Source organism: Lelliottia nimipressuralis, from assembly GCF_004402045.1.
GTDB lineage: Bacteria > Pseudomonadota > Gammaproteobacteria > Enterobacterales > Enterobacteriaceae > Enterobacter > Enterobacter chinensis.
On record NZ_SOMG01000012.1, the window covers coordinates 1 to 15,661 of the forward strand.

The 15,661-nt window shown below is 55.0% G+C and carries 19 protein-coding genes; 3 read left to right on the forward strand and 16 right to left on the reverse strand.

Going from position 1 to position 15,661, the window contains the following annotated elements:
- From E3U32_RS06215 to fkpA, 9 genes are all read right to left on the reverse strand, one after another.
- Positions 1–158 (reverse strand): GTP-binding protein (locus E3U32_RS06215; protein ID WP_227507214.1); only part of this gene is annotated, 158 nt, incomplete at its 3' end.
- 69 nt (positions 159–227) lie between these two features.
- Positions 228–2,342, reverse strand: a complete 2,115-nt coding sequence (gene fusA, locus E3U32_RS06220) for an elongation factor G (RefSeq protein ID WP_063144212.1) — start codon at positions 2,340–2,342, stop codon at positions 228–230.
- Between the two features lie 96 nt (positions 2,343–2,438).
- Entirely contained in the window at positions 2,439–2,909 is a 471-nt protein-coding gene (rpsG, locus tag E3U32_RS06225) for a 30S ribosomal protein S7 (RefSeq protein ID WP_004106370.1), read from the reverse strand.
- Between the two features lie 96 nt (positions 2,910–3,005).
- Positions 3,006–3,380 (reverse strand): 30S ribosomal protein S12, encoded by a 375-nt coding sequence (gene rpsL / locus E3U32_RS06230; RefSeq protein ID WP_000246815.1) that lies wholly within the window; start codon positions 3,378–3,380, stop codon positions 3,006–3,008.
- A 124-nt stretch (positions 3,381–3,504) separates the two neighbouring features.
- Positions 3,505–3,792, reverse strand: a complete 288-nt coding sequence (tusB, locus tag E3U32_RS06235; protein ID WP_134348082.1) for a sulfurtransferase complex subunit TusB — start codon at positions 3,790–3,792, stop codon at positions 3,505–3,507.
- A gap of 7 nt (positions 3,793–3,799) precedes the next feature.
- On the reverse strand, positions 3,800–4,159 hold the full coding sequence (tusC, locus tag E3U32_RS06240) for a sulfurtransferase complex subunit TusC (protein WP_134348083.1): 360 nt from the start codon (positions 4,157–4,159) through the stop codon (positions 3,800–3,802).
- Positions 4,159–4,545, reverse strand: a complete 387-nt coding sequence (gene tusD / locus E3U32_RS06245) for a sulfurtransferase complex subunit TusD (protein ID WP_134348084.1) — start codon at positions 4,543–4,545, stop codon at positions 4,159–4,161. Before tusD ends, tusC begins: the two co-directional genes overlap by 1 nt.
- Positions 4,545–5,267, reverse strand: coding sequence for a helix-turn-helix transcriptional regulator (locus E3U32_RS06250; RefSeq protein ID WP_003861697.1), 723 nt, complete (start codon positions 5,265–5,267; stop codon positions 4,545–4,547). Before E3U32_RS06250 ends, tusD begins: the two co-directional genes overlap by 1 nt.
- 165 nt (positions 5,268–5,432) lie before the next feature.
- Complete coding sequence (gene fkpA, locus E3U32_RS06255; RefSeq protein ID WP_134348085.1) at positions 5,433–6,254, reverse strand: FKBP-type peptidyl-prolyl cis-trans isomerase; 822 nt, start codon at positions 6,252–6,254, stop codon at positions 5,433–5,435.
- 238 nt (positions 6,255–6,492) lie between these two features.
- On the opposite strand from fkpA, the gene E3U32_RS06260 reads away from it, so the two are divergent.
- Positions 6,493–6,711, forward strand: coding sequence for a protein SlyX (locus tag E3U32_RS06260; protein ID WP_047345774.1), 219 nt, complete (start codon positions 6,493–6,495; stop codon positions 6,709–6,711).
- A 51-nt stretch (positions 6,712–6,762) separates the two neighbouring features.
- On the opposite strand, the gene slyD is transcribed toward E3U32_RS06260, so the two are convergent.
- The 4 genes from slyD to kefG all read right to left on the reverse strand — a co-directional run bounded on the left by slyD (position 6,763) and on the right by kefG (position 10,018).
- Positions 6,763–7,353, reverse strand: a complete 591-nt coding sequence (gene slyD / locus E3U32_RS06265) for a peptidylprolyl isomerase (RefSeq protein WP_134348086.1) — start codon at positions 7,351–7,353, stop codon at positions 6,763–6,765.
- A gap of 94 nt (positions 7,354–7,447) precedes the next feature.
- Positions 7,448–7,648 carry a YheV family putative zinc ribbon protein gene (locus E3U32_RS06270; protein WP_010436300.1) on the reverse strand — a complete coding sequence of 67 codons (201 nt, stop codon included), beginning with the start codon at positions 7,646–7,648 and terminating at the stop codon, positions 7,448–7,450.
- Positions 7,649–7,661: 13 nt separating this feature from the next.
- On the reverse strand, positions 7,662–9,467 hold the full coding sequence (kefB, locus tag E3U32_RS06275) for a glutathione-regulated potassium-efflux system protein KefB (protein WP_134348087.1): 1,806 nt from the start codon (positions 9,465–9,467) through the stop codon (positions 7,662–7,664).
- Positions 9,467–10,018 (reverse strand): glutathione-regulated potassium-efflux system ancillary protein KefG, encoded by a 552-nt coding sequence (kefG, locus tag E3U32_RS06280; protein WP_014885493.1) that lies wholly within the window; start codon positions 10,016–10,018, stop codon positions 9,467–9,469. The genes kefB and kefG overlap by 1 nt, the downstream gene beginning before the upstream one ends.
- A 138-nt stretch (positions 10,019–10,156) precedes the next feature.
- Between kefG and E3U32_RS06285 the strand changes: the two genes are divergently transcribed.
- Positions 10,157–12,061 carry an ABC transporter ATP-binding protein gene (locus tag E3U32_RS06285; protein WP_134348088.1) on the forward strand — a complete coding sequence of 635 codons (1,905 nt, stop codon included), beginning with the start codon at positions 10,157–10,159 and terminating at the stop codon, positions 12,059–12,061.
- A gap of 15 nt (positions 12,062–12,076) precedes the next feature.
- A complete protein-coding gene (locus E3U32_RS06290; RefSeq protein ID WP_134348089.1) occupies positions 12,077–13,009 on the forward strand; it encodes a LysR family transcriptional regulator in 933 nt (310 codons plus the stop codon).
- A 60-nt stretch (positions 13,010–13,069) separates the two neighbouring features.
- On the opposite strand, the gene mdcH is transcribed toward E3U32_RS06290, so the two are convergent.
- The 3 genes from mdcH to E3U32_RS06305 are packed head-to-tail and all read right to left on the reverse strand — an operon-like array spanning position 13,070 to position 15,545.
- Positions 13,070–13,966 carry a malonate decarboxylase subunit epsilon gene (gene mdcH / locus E3U32_RS06295; RefSeq protein WP_134348090.1) on the reverse strand — a complete coding sequence of 299 codons (897 nt, stop codon included), beginning with the start codon at positions 13,964–13,966 and terminating at the stop codon, positions 13,070–13,072.
- Positions 13,966–14,583, reverse strand: coding sequence for a malonate decarboxylase holo-ACP synthase (locus E3U32_RS06300; RefSeq protein WP_134348091.1), 618 nt, complete (start codon positions 14,581–14,583; stop codon positions 13,966–13,968). The genes mdcH and E3U32_RS06300 overlap by 1 nt, the downstream gene beginning before the upstream one ends.
- Before the next feature lie 2 nt (positions 14,584–14,585).
- Positions 14,586–15,545 (reverse strand): AEC family transporter, encoded by a 960-nt coding sequence (locus E3U32_RS06305; RefSeq protein WP_134348092.1) that lies wholly within the window; start codon positions 15,543–15,545, stop codon positions 14,586–14,588.
- Positions 15,546–15,661: the final 116 nt, after the last annotated feature.

Consider the following 15,661-nt stretch of genomic DNA (forward strand, 5'->3'; position numbering starts at 1 on the left):
GCGTTATCGATCTGGTCGAATGCACGAGCAGAACCACCGTAGGTTTTTGCCAGAACGGTAGTGATTGCAGCGGTCAGGGTAGTTTTACCATGGTCAACGTGGCCGATAGTACCAACGTTGACGTGCGGTTTTGTACGTTCAAATTTTTCTTTAGACACGGCTATATTCCTTACTATAGTGCTCTCCCCTCTGGAGAGAGCACGGGACTTAGGTTTTAATCCTGTGGATTACTTACCACGGGCTTCAATAACGGCCTGAGCAACGTTGTTAGGCGCATCATCATACTTCAGGAATTCCATGGTGTATGATGCACGACCTTTGGTCAGAGAACGCAGCTGAGTTGCATATCCGAACATTTCAGACAGCGGAACTTCAGCGTGGATCTTAACGCCAGTTACTTCGGATTCCTGACCACGCAGCATACCGCGACGACGGCTCAAGTCACCGATAACGTCACCGGTGTTCTCTTCAGGAGTTTCTACTTCAACCTTCATGATTGGCTCAAGCAGAACTGGTTTTGCTTTCTTAAAGCCTTCTTTAAAGGCAATAGACGCAGCCAGTTTAAACGCCAGTTCAGAGGAGTCAACGTCGTGGTAAGAACCGAAGTGCAGACGAACACCCATGTCAACAACCGGATAGCCAGCCAGAGGGCCCGCTTTCAGCTGTTCCTGAATGCCTTTATCAACGGCTGGGATGTATTCGCCAGGAATTACACCACCTTTGATGTCGTTGATGAACTCGTAACCTTTAGGGTTAGAGCCCGGCTCCAGTGGGTACATGTCGATCACAACGTGACCGTACTGACCGCGACCACCAGACTGCTTAGCGTGTTTACCTTCAACATCGGTAACTTTCGCACGAATCGCTTCGCGGTAAGCAACCTGAGGTTTACCCACGTTCGCTTCAACGTTGAATTCACGCTTCATACGGTCAACGATGATGTCCAGGTGCAGTTCACCCATACCAGCGATGATGGTCTGGTTAGATTCTTCATCAGTCCATACGCGGAATGATGGGTCTTCTTTCGCCAGACGGCCCAGAGCCAGACCCATTTTTTCCTGGTCAGCTTTGGTTTTTGGTTCAACTGCGATGGAGATTACCGGCTCAGGGAATTCCATACGCTCCAGAATGATCGGGTGATCCGGGTCACACAGGGTGTCACCAGTGGTCACGTCTTTCAGACCGATAGCTGCAGCGATGTCGCCCGCACGAACTTCTTTGATCTCTTCACGTTTGTTAGCGTGCATCTGTACGATACGGCCAAAACGTTCACGCGCCGTTTTCACGGAGTTCAGGATGGTGTCACCGGAGTTAACCACACCAGAGTAAACGCGGAAGAAGGTCAGGTTACCCACGAATGGGTCGGTAGCAATTTTGAACGCCAGTGCAGAGAACGGCTCTTCGTCGCTTGCGTGACGCTCAGCCGGCGTATCTTTACCGTCGTCCAGGATGCCGTTGATCGCAGGAACGTCAACCGGGGATGGCAGGTAGTCAACTACCGCATCCAGCATCGCCTGAACACCTTTGTTCTTGAACGCAGAACCACAGGTTACCAGGATGATTTCGTTGTTCAGAACGCGCTGACGCAGAGCTTTTTTGATCTCTTCTTCAGTCAGTTCTTCACCACCCAGGTATTTCTCCATCAGCTCTTCAGAAGCTTCAGCAGCGGATTCGATCAGGTTCTGGTGCCATTCGTCAGCCAGGTCCTGCATTTCAGCCGGGATATCTTCGTATTCGAAGGTAACGCCCTGGTCTGCATCGTTCCAGTTGATGGCTTTCATTTTCACCAAGTCGATAACACCGGTGAAACCTTCTTCAGCACCAATTGCCAGCTGCAGCGGAACAGGGTTCGCGCCCAGACGGGATTTGATCTGACCAACAACTTTCAGGAAGTTAGCACCCATACGGTCCATTTTGTTAACGAACGCGATGCGTGGAACTTTATATTTGTTCGCCTGACGCCATACGGTCTCAGACTGTGGCTGAACACCACCAACTGCGCAATAAACCATTACCGCGCCGTCAAGAACACGCATGGAACGTTCTACTTCGATGGTGAAGTCAACGTGGCCCGGGGTGTCGATGATGTTTACGCGATGCGGTTCGTACTGCTTAGCCATACCTGACCAGAATGCAGTAGTCGCTGCGGAGGTGATAGTGATACCACGCTCCTGCTCCTGTTCCATCCAGTCCATGGTGGCTGCGCCGTCATGAACTTCACCGATTTTGTGGTTTACACCGGTGTAGAACAGAATACGTTCGGTAGTAGTGGTTTTACCGGCGTCGATGTGCGCACTGATACCGATGTTACGGTAGCGTGCGATGGGTGTTGTACGAGCCATTTGATTCCTCGTTTATATCTTTAGGCGTTCAGTTAAGTTACCCAGAGCGGGCGGCTTCTCTGAAGCGCCCGCCTGGTGACTAATACTCCGAAGGGATTACCAACGGTAGTGTGCGAACGCCTTGTTGGCTTCTGCCATACGGTGAACGTCTTCACGTTTCTTAACTGCAGTACCTTTGTTGTCTGCAGCATCAGAAAGTTCGTTCGCCAGACGCAGAGCCATGGATTTATCACCGCGTTTACGAGCAGCTTCAACGATCCAACGCATTGCCAGAGCATTACGACGAACCGGACGAACTTCAACTGGAACCTGATAAGTAGAACCACCAACGCGGCGGGACTTAACTTCTACAGTTGGGCGAACGTTGTCGAGAGCGACTTCGAAAGCTTCCAGTTCATTTTTACCAGAACGCTGAGCCAGGGTCTCAAGCGCGCTGTATACGATTGCTTCTGCAGTAGATTTTTTACCATCTACCATCAGGATATTTACAAATTTTGCCAGCAGTTCTGATCCGAATTTCGGATCTGGAAGAATTTTACGCTGACCAATGACGCGACGACGTGGCATGGGAATACTCCGTTGTTAATTCAGGATTGTCCAAAACTCAAAGAGTTTAGTTTGACATTAAGATAAATCAGTTTGGCCTTACTTAACGGAGAACCATTAAGCCTTAGGACGCTTCACGCCGTACTTGGAGCGAGCCTGCTTACGGTCTTTAACACCTGAGCAGTCGAGCGCACCACGAACGGTGTGGTAACGAACACCCGGAAGGTCTTTAACACGACCGCCACGGATCAGGATCACGGAGTGTTCCTGCAGGTTGTGACCTTCACCACCGATGTAGGAAGTCACTTCGAAACCGTTAGTCAAACGCACACGGCATACTTTACGCAGTGCGGAGTTTGGTTTTTTAGGAGTGGTGGTATATACACGGGTACATACACCACGTTTCTGCGGGCAGGCTTCCAGCGCAGGCACGTTGCTCTTTGCAACTTTGCGTGCGCGTGGTTTGCGTACCAGCTGGTTAACTGTTGCCATTAAATAGCTCCTGGTTTTAGCTTTTGCTTCGTAAACACGTAATAAAACGACCTCATACAATATGAGGACGCGAAATTTTAGGGCTACGTCGAAAAGGTGTCAAGAAATATACAGCGATCTCAGATCACCAGTTCATTTGACTGGCGTGCGTCACAGTAAGATTGACGAAATCATTATAGCCAACCACGTCAATTTTGGCTGAAATTTGACCAGAAAGACCCCGCGCATCAAGATCGTCCTTCAGCGCAGAGACTGTTATGGGGGCATTGCAGAGGATTTCAACAAAACGACTGCCTTCAAGTGCGGCAAGCACACCATCCTGAATCAGCAGGAGGTCATCACCTTCGCGCAGCATACTCAGTAACGCGTCGATATCACATTGCCACGGTGAATGGCTCAGAGTATGGAGCATAGCAGCCTCAGAAAGTCAGAACGGTGTCGTAGTGGGAAAGGTGTTCGCGCAGTGCCGCAGAAGACAGCATTGTCACATCCAGCACGAAAGGCGTTGCCTCGTTTAAACCGCGCGCGGCCAGGGAGTCGGCACAGACATAGCATGTTTCGATGTCGTAAAGCGGTAACACTTTGAAGGTTGCGATGTAATCCCGCGCCAGGATGGCCTGAGGCTGTTGCCCCGCCAGAAGCTGAAATACACCGTCCCCCAAAAAGAAGACGCCGATATCTTCGGTCAGCGCTGATGTCGCGAGCAGCGCATCCAGCCCTTCTCTGCCGGACGCAGTACCGTGCGGCGCTGAGGAAAAAACAAACGCGACACGCTTCATCAGAATTGCACCACTCTGTCGCAGGTTAACGCCGCCTGTGCCAGTGCCCCCAGGCCACTCAACGAAAAACCAGGCTGCAGGTTAGAACCCGATAAGCCAAGACGAGCGGCTTCGGTTGCATCGGTCACGCCGCGGCGAAGTGCCGCCGCGACGCAGATATGCAGTTCTACGCCCTGCTTTTCGTTTAATGCCTGCCAGGCGCGCACCAGATCAAACTCATCGCTCGCCGGTGACGTAAACTGGTTCGCGTTATACACCCCTTCCCGATAGAAGAAGACGCTCACCAGCTCATGTCCGGCCGCCAGTAACGCATATGCAAACTGCAGCGCGCTGCTGGCCTGCTGAGTACCGTACGCCGGGCCTGTCACCATTAACGCAAAACGCATTACTTGTCTTGCCCCAGGAAATCACCGCTTTTGAACTGACGGATGTAGAGGTAGACCGTGTGCTTGGAGATGTTCAGACGATCGGCCACCTGGTTGATGGCGTCTTTAATATCAAAAATACCTTTCTCGTAGAGATTAAGCACAATCTGGCGATTCTTGGCGTTGTTCGAGACGTTGCGATCGGCATTCACCTCTTCAATCGTAAACTCAAGCGTCTGCGTCACCAGATCTTCAACGGAGGAGGCAAAGTTAACAGAAGAGCCAACATCCGGCGTTTCTGGTGGAATAAAAGTGCTCATGATTTGCGAGAATGGCACATCAAGGTTCATGTTGATGCACAACAGTCCAATCACACGATGCTCGCGGTTTCGAATCGCGATGGTTTCTGATTTCATCAGCACGCCGCTTTTGGCGCGGGTGAAATAGCATTTGGAGACGCTGCTGTCCGCGCCGGTCATGTCATGCAACATACGCAATGCAAGGTCGGTGATTGGCGAACCAATTTTACGGCCAGTATGCTCACCATTAGCAATGCGGATGGCGGAACACTTCAGATCTTGCAGGGAGTGCAATACGATTTCGCAGTGGGAGCCAATGAGCATCGCTAACCCGTCCACCACCGCTTCATAGGATTTCAGAATATCGAAGTCGGTCTGATCAAAAGGACGTTGATCCAGCAAATCAAGTTCACTGGTTTCGTTGGTTAAAAGCGACCTGGACATGAAAAAAACACTCCTTTTCAGGAGCCTGTCGTTAGGTTTTCAGGGCAGGCTCATTATCTACACGGACAACTAAATTAATACAGCGTGTATAGCGCTTTCCAGTGTTAATTATATCTGCCCCATAATAAAAAAACCGCCGCCTTAAAGGCGGCGGTTTTTATCACATTACTTCTTAGCGTCTGTCGCTGCTTTTTCTTCAGCCGGCGCGTCTGCCTTTGCATCCGCTTTCGGTGCTGGTTTGATATCCAGCAGCTCTACGTCAAAGACCAGCGTAGAGTTGGCAGGGATACCCGGAACGCCGGTTTTGCCATACGCCAGGTCTGGTGGAATAACCAGCTTGATCTTGCCACCTTTCTTGATGTTTTTCAGGCCTTCAGTCCAGCCAGGGATCACACCATCAAGACGGAAAGAGAGCGGCTCACCACGGGTGTAAGAGTTATCGAACTCTTTACCGTCGATCAGCGTACCTTTGTAGTTCACAACAACGGTATCGCTGTCTTTAGGCGCATCGCCGGTGCCTTCTTTCTCAACTTTGTACACCAGGCCAGTAGAAGAGGTTTTCACACCCTTCTCTTTAGCAAAGGTATCGCGGTAGGCTTTGCCTTTCGCTTCGTTGTCTTTAGCGTCCGCATCCATCTTAGTCTGAGCGGCACCCTTCACACGCGCTTCAAACGCCTGCAGAGTCTGTTCGATTTCCTGGTCAGACAGCTTGCTCTTATCTGCAAATGCGTCCTGAACACCCGCGATCAGCTGAGCTTTGTCCAGTTTGATGCCCAGTTTCTCTTGTTCTTTCAGAGAGTTTTCCATGTAACGACCCAGAGATGCGCCGAGTGCGTAGGCGGATTTCTGGTCGTCATTTTTGAACGCCGCTTTGCTGTCTGCAGTGGCAGCAGGCTTCGCAGCAGTATCAGCAGCGAATGACAGCGGCGCGTTCAGCGCAACAGCCATCGTCGTCGCCAGCAGCGTTACTTTAAACAGTGATTTCATCCATATCTCCAGGGCCTGGGGACTCTCACCCCAGCATTAAACGTAAATGAGTTACGTACTATAAATCGTTGCGGAAGAAATCTACAGACAGACTCCCCCGATTCTCGCCACTTTTCAGACTATTTTTGTTTAAATAAGTTTCTTGCTTCAGGGATGAATACTGTACTTAGGGATAAACTCGGTTAAACTTCGCCGCCGCTGACCCATTATGGCGAATCAGAAACAGACGAGGTGAATCATGAAGGACACGATGATAGAAGAGAGACTGGCCGAGCTTGAAAGCCGCCTGGCTTTTCAGGACATCACCATCGAAGAGCTTAACCAAACGGTGACCGCCCACGAGCTAGAAATGGCAAAACTGCGGGATCTGCTGCGTCTGCTCACTGAAAAAGTGAAGGCCACACAGGCATCGCATATCGCCTCTCAATCTGAAGAGACACCCCCACCTCATTATTGAGGCGTAAAAAAAGCGGGATCATCCCGCTTTTTTATTTTCCGCATGACGGAATTAGTGGCAACCGCAGCCGCCGTTACCGCAACCACCTTTACCGTGGTCGTGACCATGGTCGTGATCGTGGCCGTGACCACCGCAGCAGCCGTCATGGCCGTGATCGTGGTCATGGTCGTGGCCGTTTGCACCGTGAACGTGGCCATGAGCCAGCTCTTCTTCGGTTGCTTCACGAATCGCAACAACTTCTACGTTGAACTTCAGGTTCTGGCCAGCCAGCATGTGGTTGCCGTCAACCACGACGTGGTCATCTTCCACTTCGGTGATTTCCACAGGAACCGGACCCTGGTCAGTTTCAGCCAGGAAGCGCATGCCAACCTGCAGTTCGTCAACGCCCATGAACACGTCTTTAGGAACGCGCTGAACCAGGTTGTCGTCATACTGACCGTAAGCGTCGTTCGCGCCTACAGCAACGTCAAATTTGTCGCCAACTTCATGACCTTCCAGCGCGTTTTCCAGGCCAGAAATCAGGGAACCGTGACCATGCAGGTAGTCAAGCGGCGCACTCACCGGAGACTCATCAACCAACACACCGTCTTCTGTACGTACCTGATAGGCCAGGCTGACCACCAGGTCTTTTGCTACTTTCATGATATCTCCTGAGCGTGGGAAAATTGCTGGCGCAGATTGTAGCGGAAATCTGCACCCGTGTACCCTTTAGCTTAAAAAAACTCAGGGCATATCGCTAGTCCGGATGAAAAATCCCGATAACTTGCTCTTCTTTGCGTACATGATCGCGGGCCTCTTTATCGGCTTCGCGCATCTGGTGACCGCACTTAACACACTCAACAACATCAATATTATTTTCCCGCCACATCGCCAGGGTATCTTGCGCCTGGCAGGTCGGGCATTTTGCACCCGCAATAAAGCGTTTACGTACAGCCATCTTTCGTTACCCTTTATTCAAATTCATCCCAGCCATCAAGCTGGCGTCGTTCCTGTTGCATCTCTCGCTGGAAGATTTCCTCCAGTTCGCGACGCGCTTCCCGCACGCGGGAGATCTGCTCAGTATCAGTATGTACCGGCATCAGCTCGCGCAACATTTGCATATCCAGCCGGCGGAAATGCATCTGGGCGCGCTGCGCCTGATGAGGATGCATCCCCAACGAGATCAAAGCCTTGCGGCCCAGCTCCAGCGCACTGGAAAATGTCTCACGGGAGAAGTGTTTCACACCCGCCTGTAACAGTTCGTGAGCTTCAACACGTCCACGCGCACGCGCCAGAATATGCAGATGCGGAAAATGCTGCTGACACAGCTCCACCAGCTTCATCGTGTCTTCCGGATCGTTGCAGGTAATCACGATGGACTCTGCTGCCTCTGCACCCGCCGAGCGCAATAGCTCGAGCTGGGTCGCGTCGCCGTAATAAACCTTATAGCCATATTTACGCATCAGATTGACCGCGCTGATATCGCGTTCCAGCACCGTGATGCGCATTTTGTTCGCCATCAGCAAACGCCCGATAACCTGCCCGAAGCGGCCAAAGCCCACCACAATCACCTGCGGCTTATCGTCTTCCACCCACGGCGCTTCATCTTCATCGTCAGTCGGGTTTAAGCGGCGCGACAGAAGTTTATCCACCAGCCTCATCAGAAGTGGTGTGGTCATCATCGACAGCGTAACTGTCACCAGCAGAAGCGCCATCTGATCGTCTTTAAACAGCTTCTGGGAGGAGGCGGTGGAGAACAGCACAAACGCGAACTCGCCACCCTGGCTTAGCACGCTGGCAAACTGCATACGTTCTGAACTGCGCAAGCCGTAAATACGCGCCATGACGTACAGCACCAGCGTTTTCACCGCCACGAGGATGGCAACGCTCATCACAACCCACAGCAGATGGGTATAGAGCACGCCGAGATTGAGCGCCATCCCCACCGAAATAAAGAACAGACCTAACAGCAGCCCTTTGAAGGGATCGATGGCAATTTCCAGCTCGTGCCGATATTCGCTCTCCGCCAGCAACACCCCGGCGATAAAGGTCCCGAGCGCCATCGACAGCCCCAGCGCGTCCATAAACAACGCCGATCCCAGCACCAGCAGCAGCGTCGCGGCGGTAAAGACCTCGCGCACGCCCGAGGCGGCAATAAAACGGAACACGGGGCGTAACAGGAAACGTCCGCCAATCAGCATGCCCGCGAAGGCCAGCACCTTCATGGCAATTTTCGCCCAGTCGAAATGATCGTCGCCAGAGCCCGCCAGTAGCGGCACCAGCGCCAGAGCCGGGATCACCGCTAAATCCTGGAACAACAGCACCGAGAAGCCCAGTTGACCGGCTTCATTGCGATTCATCCCTTTGTCGCGCATCAGCTGCAGGGCCATCGCCGTCGACGACATCGCAAGGCCTATTCCGCCTATCACCGCCGCCTGCCAGGAGAAACTCGTCAGCATTAACAGGCCGCCCAGGATAGCGGCGCTGAACAACACCTGTGCAGCACCCACACCAAAGATAGAGCGTCGTAGCTGCCACAGCTTAGAAGGATTCAGCTCCAGGCCGATGATGAACATCAGGAACACCACGCCCAGCTCGGAGAAATGGAGAATTTCATCCACATCGCTGATGAATCCCAGCCCCCAGGGGCCAATCGCGATCCCCGCCAGCAGATAACCCAGCACTGCACCTATTCCAATACGTGCAGCAAGCGGCACCGCGACGACGGCTGCAAATAAAAACAGCACCCCGGCGAGGAGTAAATTCGATCCTTCCATTAACGACCTCCTGCCGGAATCGGTGACGCCAGCCATTCACCGTAGGCTCTGGCGTGGCTTGCCAGCTCTTTCGGATCCTGACGCCGGGCCCAGTAGACAATAATCGGGCTCATCCAGTGCATACGACACATTGCCGCCGTCAGCTCGAAAGGCCGCAGAATGTCGCTCATCGGATAACGATTCAGCCCGTCGTGGCGGTAAGCGCTTTCTGGCTCACCGGTTGTGATCACGCTGCGCCAGTACTTTCCCGCCAGCTGGTTGCCCCCCACTCCGCTGGAAAAGCCCCGGCTCAGCACACGGTCCAGCCACTCTTTGAGCAGCGCCGGACAGCTGTAGGTATAAAGCGGATGCTGGAACACAATCACGTCATGCTGACGCAGCAGTTCCTGCTCGTAAGGGATATCGATAAAGAAATCAGGGTAGTGCGCGTAAAGATCGTGCACCGTCACGTTGCTGAGCTGTGTAGCCGGCTTAAGCAGAACCCGGTTCGCCACCGAGTCCTGAGATTCCGGATGGGCATACAGCAGCAGCACTTTTGCTGTCTGAGACATCATTCCCCTCCCGGTCTTGTTTCTGTTTTTGTGTATCGTCGTTGTTTTGGGCTACCATGGCGGCCCGGTGCGGAAAATGGCGCACACCTTACATTATCATAATGACAAATTAACATAGTCGGAACATACGGCGCTTCTATGATTGTTTTCTCCTCGTTACAAATTCGTCGCGGCGTGCGCGTCCTGCTGGATAACGCCACTGCTACCATCAATCCAGGCCAAAAAGTGGGGCTGGTCGGCAAAAACGGCTGCGGTAAATCCACGCTGCTGGCGCTGCTGAAAAACGAGATTAGCGCGGATGGCGGTAACTTTACCTTTCCGGGGAACTGGCAGCTCGCATGGGTGAACCAGGAGACGCCGGCCCTGAGCGAACCGGCTCTCGACTATGTTATCGACGGCGATCGTGAATACCGTAAGCTCGAGGCGGAACTCAACGCCGCTAACGAGCGCAACGACGGTCACGCCATCGCCACCGTTCACGGCAAGCTGGACGCCATCGACGCGTGGACCATTCGCTCTCGCGCCTCCAGCCTGCTGCACGGCCTGGGCTTCAGCAATGAACAGCTGGAACGCCCGGTCAGCGACTTCTCCGGCGGCTGGCGTATGCGCCTCAACCTGGCGCAGGCGCTGATCTGCCGCTCTGACCTGCTGCTGCTCGATGAACCGACCAACCACCTCGATCTCGATGCGGTTATTTGGCTGGAGAAGTGGCTTAAGAGCTATCAGGGCACTCTGATTCTGATCTCCCACGACCGTGACTTCCTCGACCCGGTGGTAGATAAAATCATTCATATCGAACAGCAAACAATGTTCGAGTACACCGGCAACTACAGCTCCTTCGAGCGCCAGCGCGCGACGCGCCTTGCCCAGCAGCAGTCCATGTACGAAAGCCAGCAGCAGCGCGTGGCGCACCTGCAAAGCTTTGTGGATCGCTTCAAGGCCAAAGCGTCAAAAGCGAAGCAGGCCCAGAGCCGCATCAAGATGCTCGAACGCATGGAGATGATTGCCCCGGCGCACGTGGATAACCCGTTCCATTTCAGCTTCCGCGCGCCGGAAAGCCTGCCGAACCCGCTGCTGAAGATGGAGAAAGTGAGCGCGGGCTATGCCGATCGCATCATTCTCGACTCCATCAAGCTCAACCTGGTACCGGGTTCACGTATTGGTTTGCTGGGGCGCAACGGTGCCGGTAAATCCACGCTGATCAAACTGCTGGCGGGCGAGCTTAACCCGGTCAGCGGCGAAATCGGGCTGGCGAAGGGCATCAAGCTAGGCTACTTCGCCCAGCATCAGCTGGAATTTTTACGCGCGGATGAATCCCCGATTCAGCACCTTGCACGTCTTGCACCGCAGGAGATGGAGCAGAAGCTGCGCGACTACCTCGGCGGCTTCGGCTTCCAGGGCGATAAGGTGACGGAAAATACCGAGCGTTTCTCCGGCGGCGAAAAAGCCCGCCTGGTGCTGGCGTTAATCGTCTGGCAGCGCCCGAACCTGCTGCTGCTCGATGAACCGACTAACCACCTCGATCTCGATATGCGTCAGGCACTGACTGAAGCGCTGATCGAGTTCGAAGGAGCGCTGGTTGTGGTTTCGCACGATCGTCACCTGATCCGCTCCACCACGGACGATCTCTACTTAGTTCACGATGGCAAAGTCGAACCGTTCGACGGCGATCTGGAAGACTACCAGCAGTGGCTGACGGACGTGCAGAAGCAGGAAAACCAGCCGGAAGAGTCCGCGAAAGATAACGCCAACAGCGCGCAGGCGCGTAAAGACCAGAAGCGCCGCGAAGCCGAACTGCGCACCCAGACGCAGCCGCTGCGTAAAGAGATTGCCCGTCTCGAAAAAGAGATGGAAAAACTGAACGCCACGCTTGCCGCGGTTGAGGAGAAGCTCGGCGATAGCGGTCTGTATGACCAGAGCCGTAAAGCGGAACTGACGGACTGCCTGCAAACGCAGGCAAAGACCAAATCGAGCCTTGAAGAGTGTGAGATGTCATGGCTCGACGCGCAGGAACAGCTGGAAGCGATGCTGCAGGCTGAATAACACTCCGGGAGGGCTATGAGTTTCGATATCACGAGCGAGATTACGTTCCGCAAGCTCAGCATCTTCATGACGTTTATGGAGAAGGGGAATATCGCGCGTACCGCCGAAACTCTGGGCCTGAGCGGCGTCAGCGTGCACCGTGCGCTGCACACCCTGGAAGAGAACGTGCGCTGCCCGCTCTTTACCCACAAGGGGCGCAACCTGATTGCGCTGCCTTCCGCATGGACATTGCTGGAGTATTGCCAGGAGGTGATGCAGGTGATGGAGCGCGGGTTGGATGAGGCGCGTAAAATTGCCGGCATTGGCCAGGGTCGGCTGCGCGTCGGTACGCTCTACTCGCTCACCCTGGAAACCGTACCGCGTCTGATTATGGGCATGAAGCTGCGTCGCCCGGATCTGGAAATGGACCTGACGATGGGCTCTAACGACACCTTGCTCCACATGCTGGACGACGGGTCGCTGGACGCCATCCTGATCTCCATCTCCGAAAGCGATATTGACCGCAACAGCCTTGAGGTTCTGCCGCTGTTCCATGACGACATATTCCTTGCCGCACCGGCTTCCGCCACGCTGAATACCCGGGGGCCAGCGGATCTTCGTGATTATAAAGATCAGAAATTTGTCGCGCTTGCTGAAGGGTTTGCAACCTACGCCGGGTTCCAGGAAGCGTTCCATATTGCCGGATTCGAACCAGAGATTGTTACGCGGGTGAACGACATTTTCTCAATGCTCAGCCTGGTTCAGGCGGGCGTCGGCTTTACGCTGATGCCGGGCAGGATGAAGAAGGTGTACGAGAATTCGGTGCAGCTACTGAAGCTGGCAGAACCGTACCAGATGCAGCAGCTTATCGCGATCGTCTTTGCCCGCAACCGCGAGCAGGACCCGAGCCTGCGCGCGCTGGCGGCCGAAGGGCGGATGTATGCGCGCAGCCTGCAGGAAAGTGCGTGATACAAAACGAGACAACCGAACCCGTAGGCCCGGTAAGCGCAGCGCCACCGGGCTAGAAACTCACGCGCGAAGCCGTTTTTCCAGATGCACCGCCACGTCCACCCCACTGCGCTCCAGTGAAATCGTCTCGCCTTCCCATGCTGCCTGCCGTGTCAGGCAGGTCAGTACGCCGCCGGGCGGCATCTCGATCGCCAGCCGGGCTTCGCGTTCGTTAGCGGATATCACCGCCTCCTGCCAGCGCACCGTACGCGCCATATTCATCGCCAGATCGTCAGCGATTTTCTCCGGCTGCCAGAACACGCGACCGGTGCTGCCGCTCAGGTACGCACAGCGTGGACGAGCCAGCGTGACGGACTCAAACGCCGCCGCCAGCTTTTGTGCCGGTGCCGCCAGCAGTTCGCAGTGCGACGGCACGCTCACCGCCAGCCGTTTGGCCTTGCTCGCCCCTTTTGCCAGCGCGCGCGCCGCCACCTGTGCCATCCCGTCATCGCTTCCGGCAATCACGATCTGCGTTTCGGCATTCAGATTAGCAATATACGTTCCGGTACCCTCGATAAGCTGCTCCACCTGCGGCAGGGTCAGCCCCATAATCGCCGTCAGGCCGTAGCCGTGCGGATACGCCTGCTCCATCAGATCGCCACGCAGCGCCACCAGCTTAAGCGCGTCCGTAAATTCCAGCGCGCCTGCCACGACCGCTGCGGGATAGGCGCCAATCGATAAACCGCTCACGATGTCAGGCGACACGCCGCGTCGTTCAAGCTCGCGCGCCCAGGCCACGCCCGAAATCAACAGCGAAAGCTGAACCGCGCGGGTGTGGGTTAATGAGGCTGCACTGTCCAGCATATCGGCTTCGCTACCCAGCACCTCGCGCGCCTGAGCCAGCGTCGTTCCCGGCAGATTTTGCAGCATACCTTCGTGCTGCGTGCCCTGCCCCGGAAAGGTAAACAGTATTTTCATCACTCCTCCCTGTGCCACGGATCCGCCACCAGGCGCGGTCCGCGGCAGGTTTTCAGCAGCGTTTTTCCATCGCGTAACCACTCCGCCAGCGCGAAGCCCCCTTCGGGCGTATCGACCTGCGTATCCGCCCGGCACAGTGCGCGGTTCAACTGCGACTGCCATGCGGTAAAAGCATCAGGCGAAATCGGCTCAGGGGCGCGGATCAGCAGGTCAAGATCGCTGTCGGCATGTATCACCGGAATGCCGGTCGCCAGCGCATAGCCGGTGCTGCCGGTAATGCCCCACGTCCACGGCCACGACTGCTGAGCAAGCTGTAACGCCACCTGAACCGGTGGCTGAGTCACGAACGGCGAGCGCAGCAGATCGGCCGTCACGCTCAGCGCCTCAGGCGAAACGACGCGGAGGACGTTTTCGGGCTTCACCCATCCGGCCGCACGTTGGTCGCGACGCAGGCCGCGCACGCCAACGGGGATGCGGCCGTCGCTATCAACATCACGCCGCACCACTACCGGCAGGCCGGTATGCCAGACGGCATCCACCCAGGATTCGGCGATCCCTTCCAGCGCGTCACGCGCGGTAAGCCAGATTAGGTCGTGTGGGCGTAATGTTGTGGTCATGATTACATTCCTGAAGTCAGCGAAATAAACAGCGGCAGCGACAGGATACACAGTACGGAGCTTAACAGCAGCACGGCTTCAGCATCCGGCGACTGCACGCCAAAGCGGTTACCGAACACCACACCGAAGAAGCCCGCAGAAAGCGCAATCATCAGGATGGCGGTAATGGCGACGGAGCCGTGCAGACCGAAGATCAGCACGATACCCCAGGCAATCGCTGGCTGAATCAGCAGCTTGGCAATGGTCGAGGTAATCACCATGGTGTTGATCTGCAGCTTACGGGCAGAGAGGATCACCCCGGTCAGGAACAGCGCCGCAGCGGTCGCGGCGAGCCCCAGCGGTTTAATCGCTGCGAGTACCAGTTCCGGCATTTTGATGCCGATGGCGGACAAAATCACACCCAGCAGCGGCCCCATCACGATCGGTTTTTTAATGGAACGCCACATCAGCACCGGCAGCATGGAAAGCGTTGAGCCGGAACTATTGCCTTCTGCGCGCGCTTTTTCACGCTCCAGGATCAGCAGGCAGAACGGCGTCATCAGCACTGAGCCGCAGGCAATAGAGACCGCGACGGACAGAGACGTGGAAGATCCTTCACCCAGCACGCTGCCCAGGATTGGCAGACCAAGCGCCGCATAGTTCGGCAACGCCACCGTCAGGGTCAGCACGGCCGCATCCTGCGGGGATTTCTTAAAGACTTGAGTGGCGAGGAAGTAGATGGCCGCATAGGTTATCCACATCGCCAGAGTCAGCACCAGAATCAGCGGTGACTGAGCCACAATGCCGGTCCACGGCGTTTGCACGGTGGCGCTAAACAGCGCGGCAGGCAGTGCAAAATCCATCACGAAAATATTGAGCAGGGAAACGTTTTTGTTATCGACCATCTTTGCCTTACCGGCCCAGAATCCCAGCAGCATGATGACGAAAATCGGTGCAAGAGCATGAACAATTACGTAAGTCATAAATCACCTGTAGTAAAAAAAGTTTTAGCACTGGCGCGATGATTATTATTTTTCAGGATGCAGGCTCCCACGCGGGCGCAGCGGGCGCGCCCACGGGGGGATGCATCTGGCAGGTC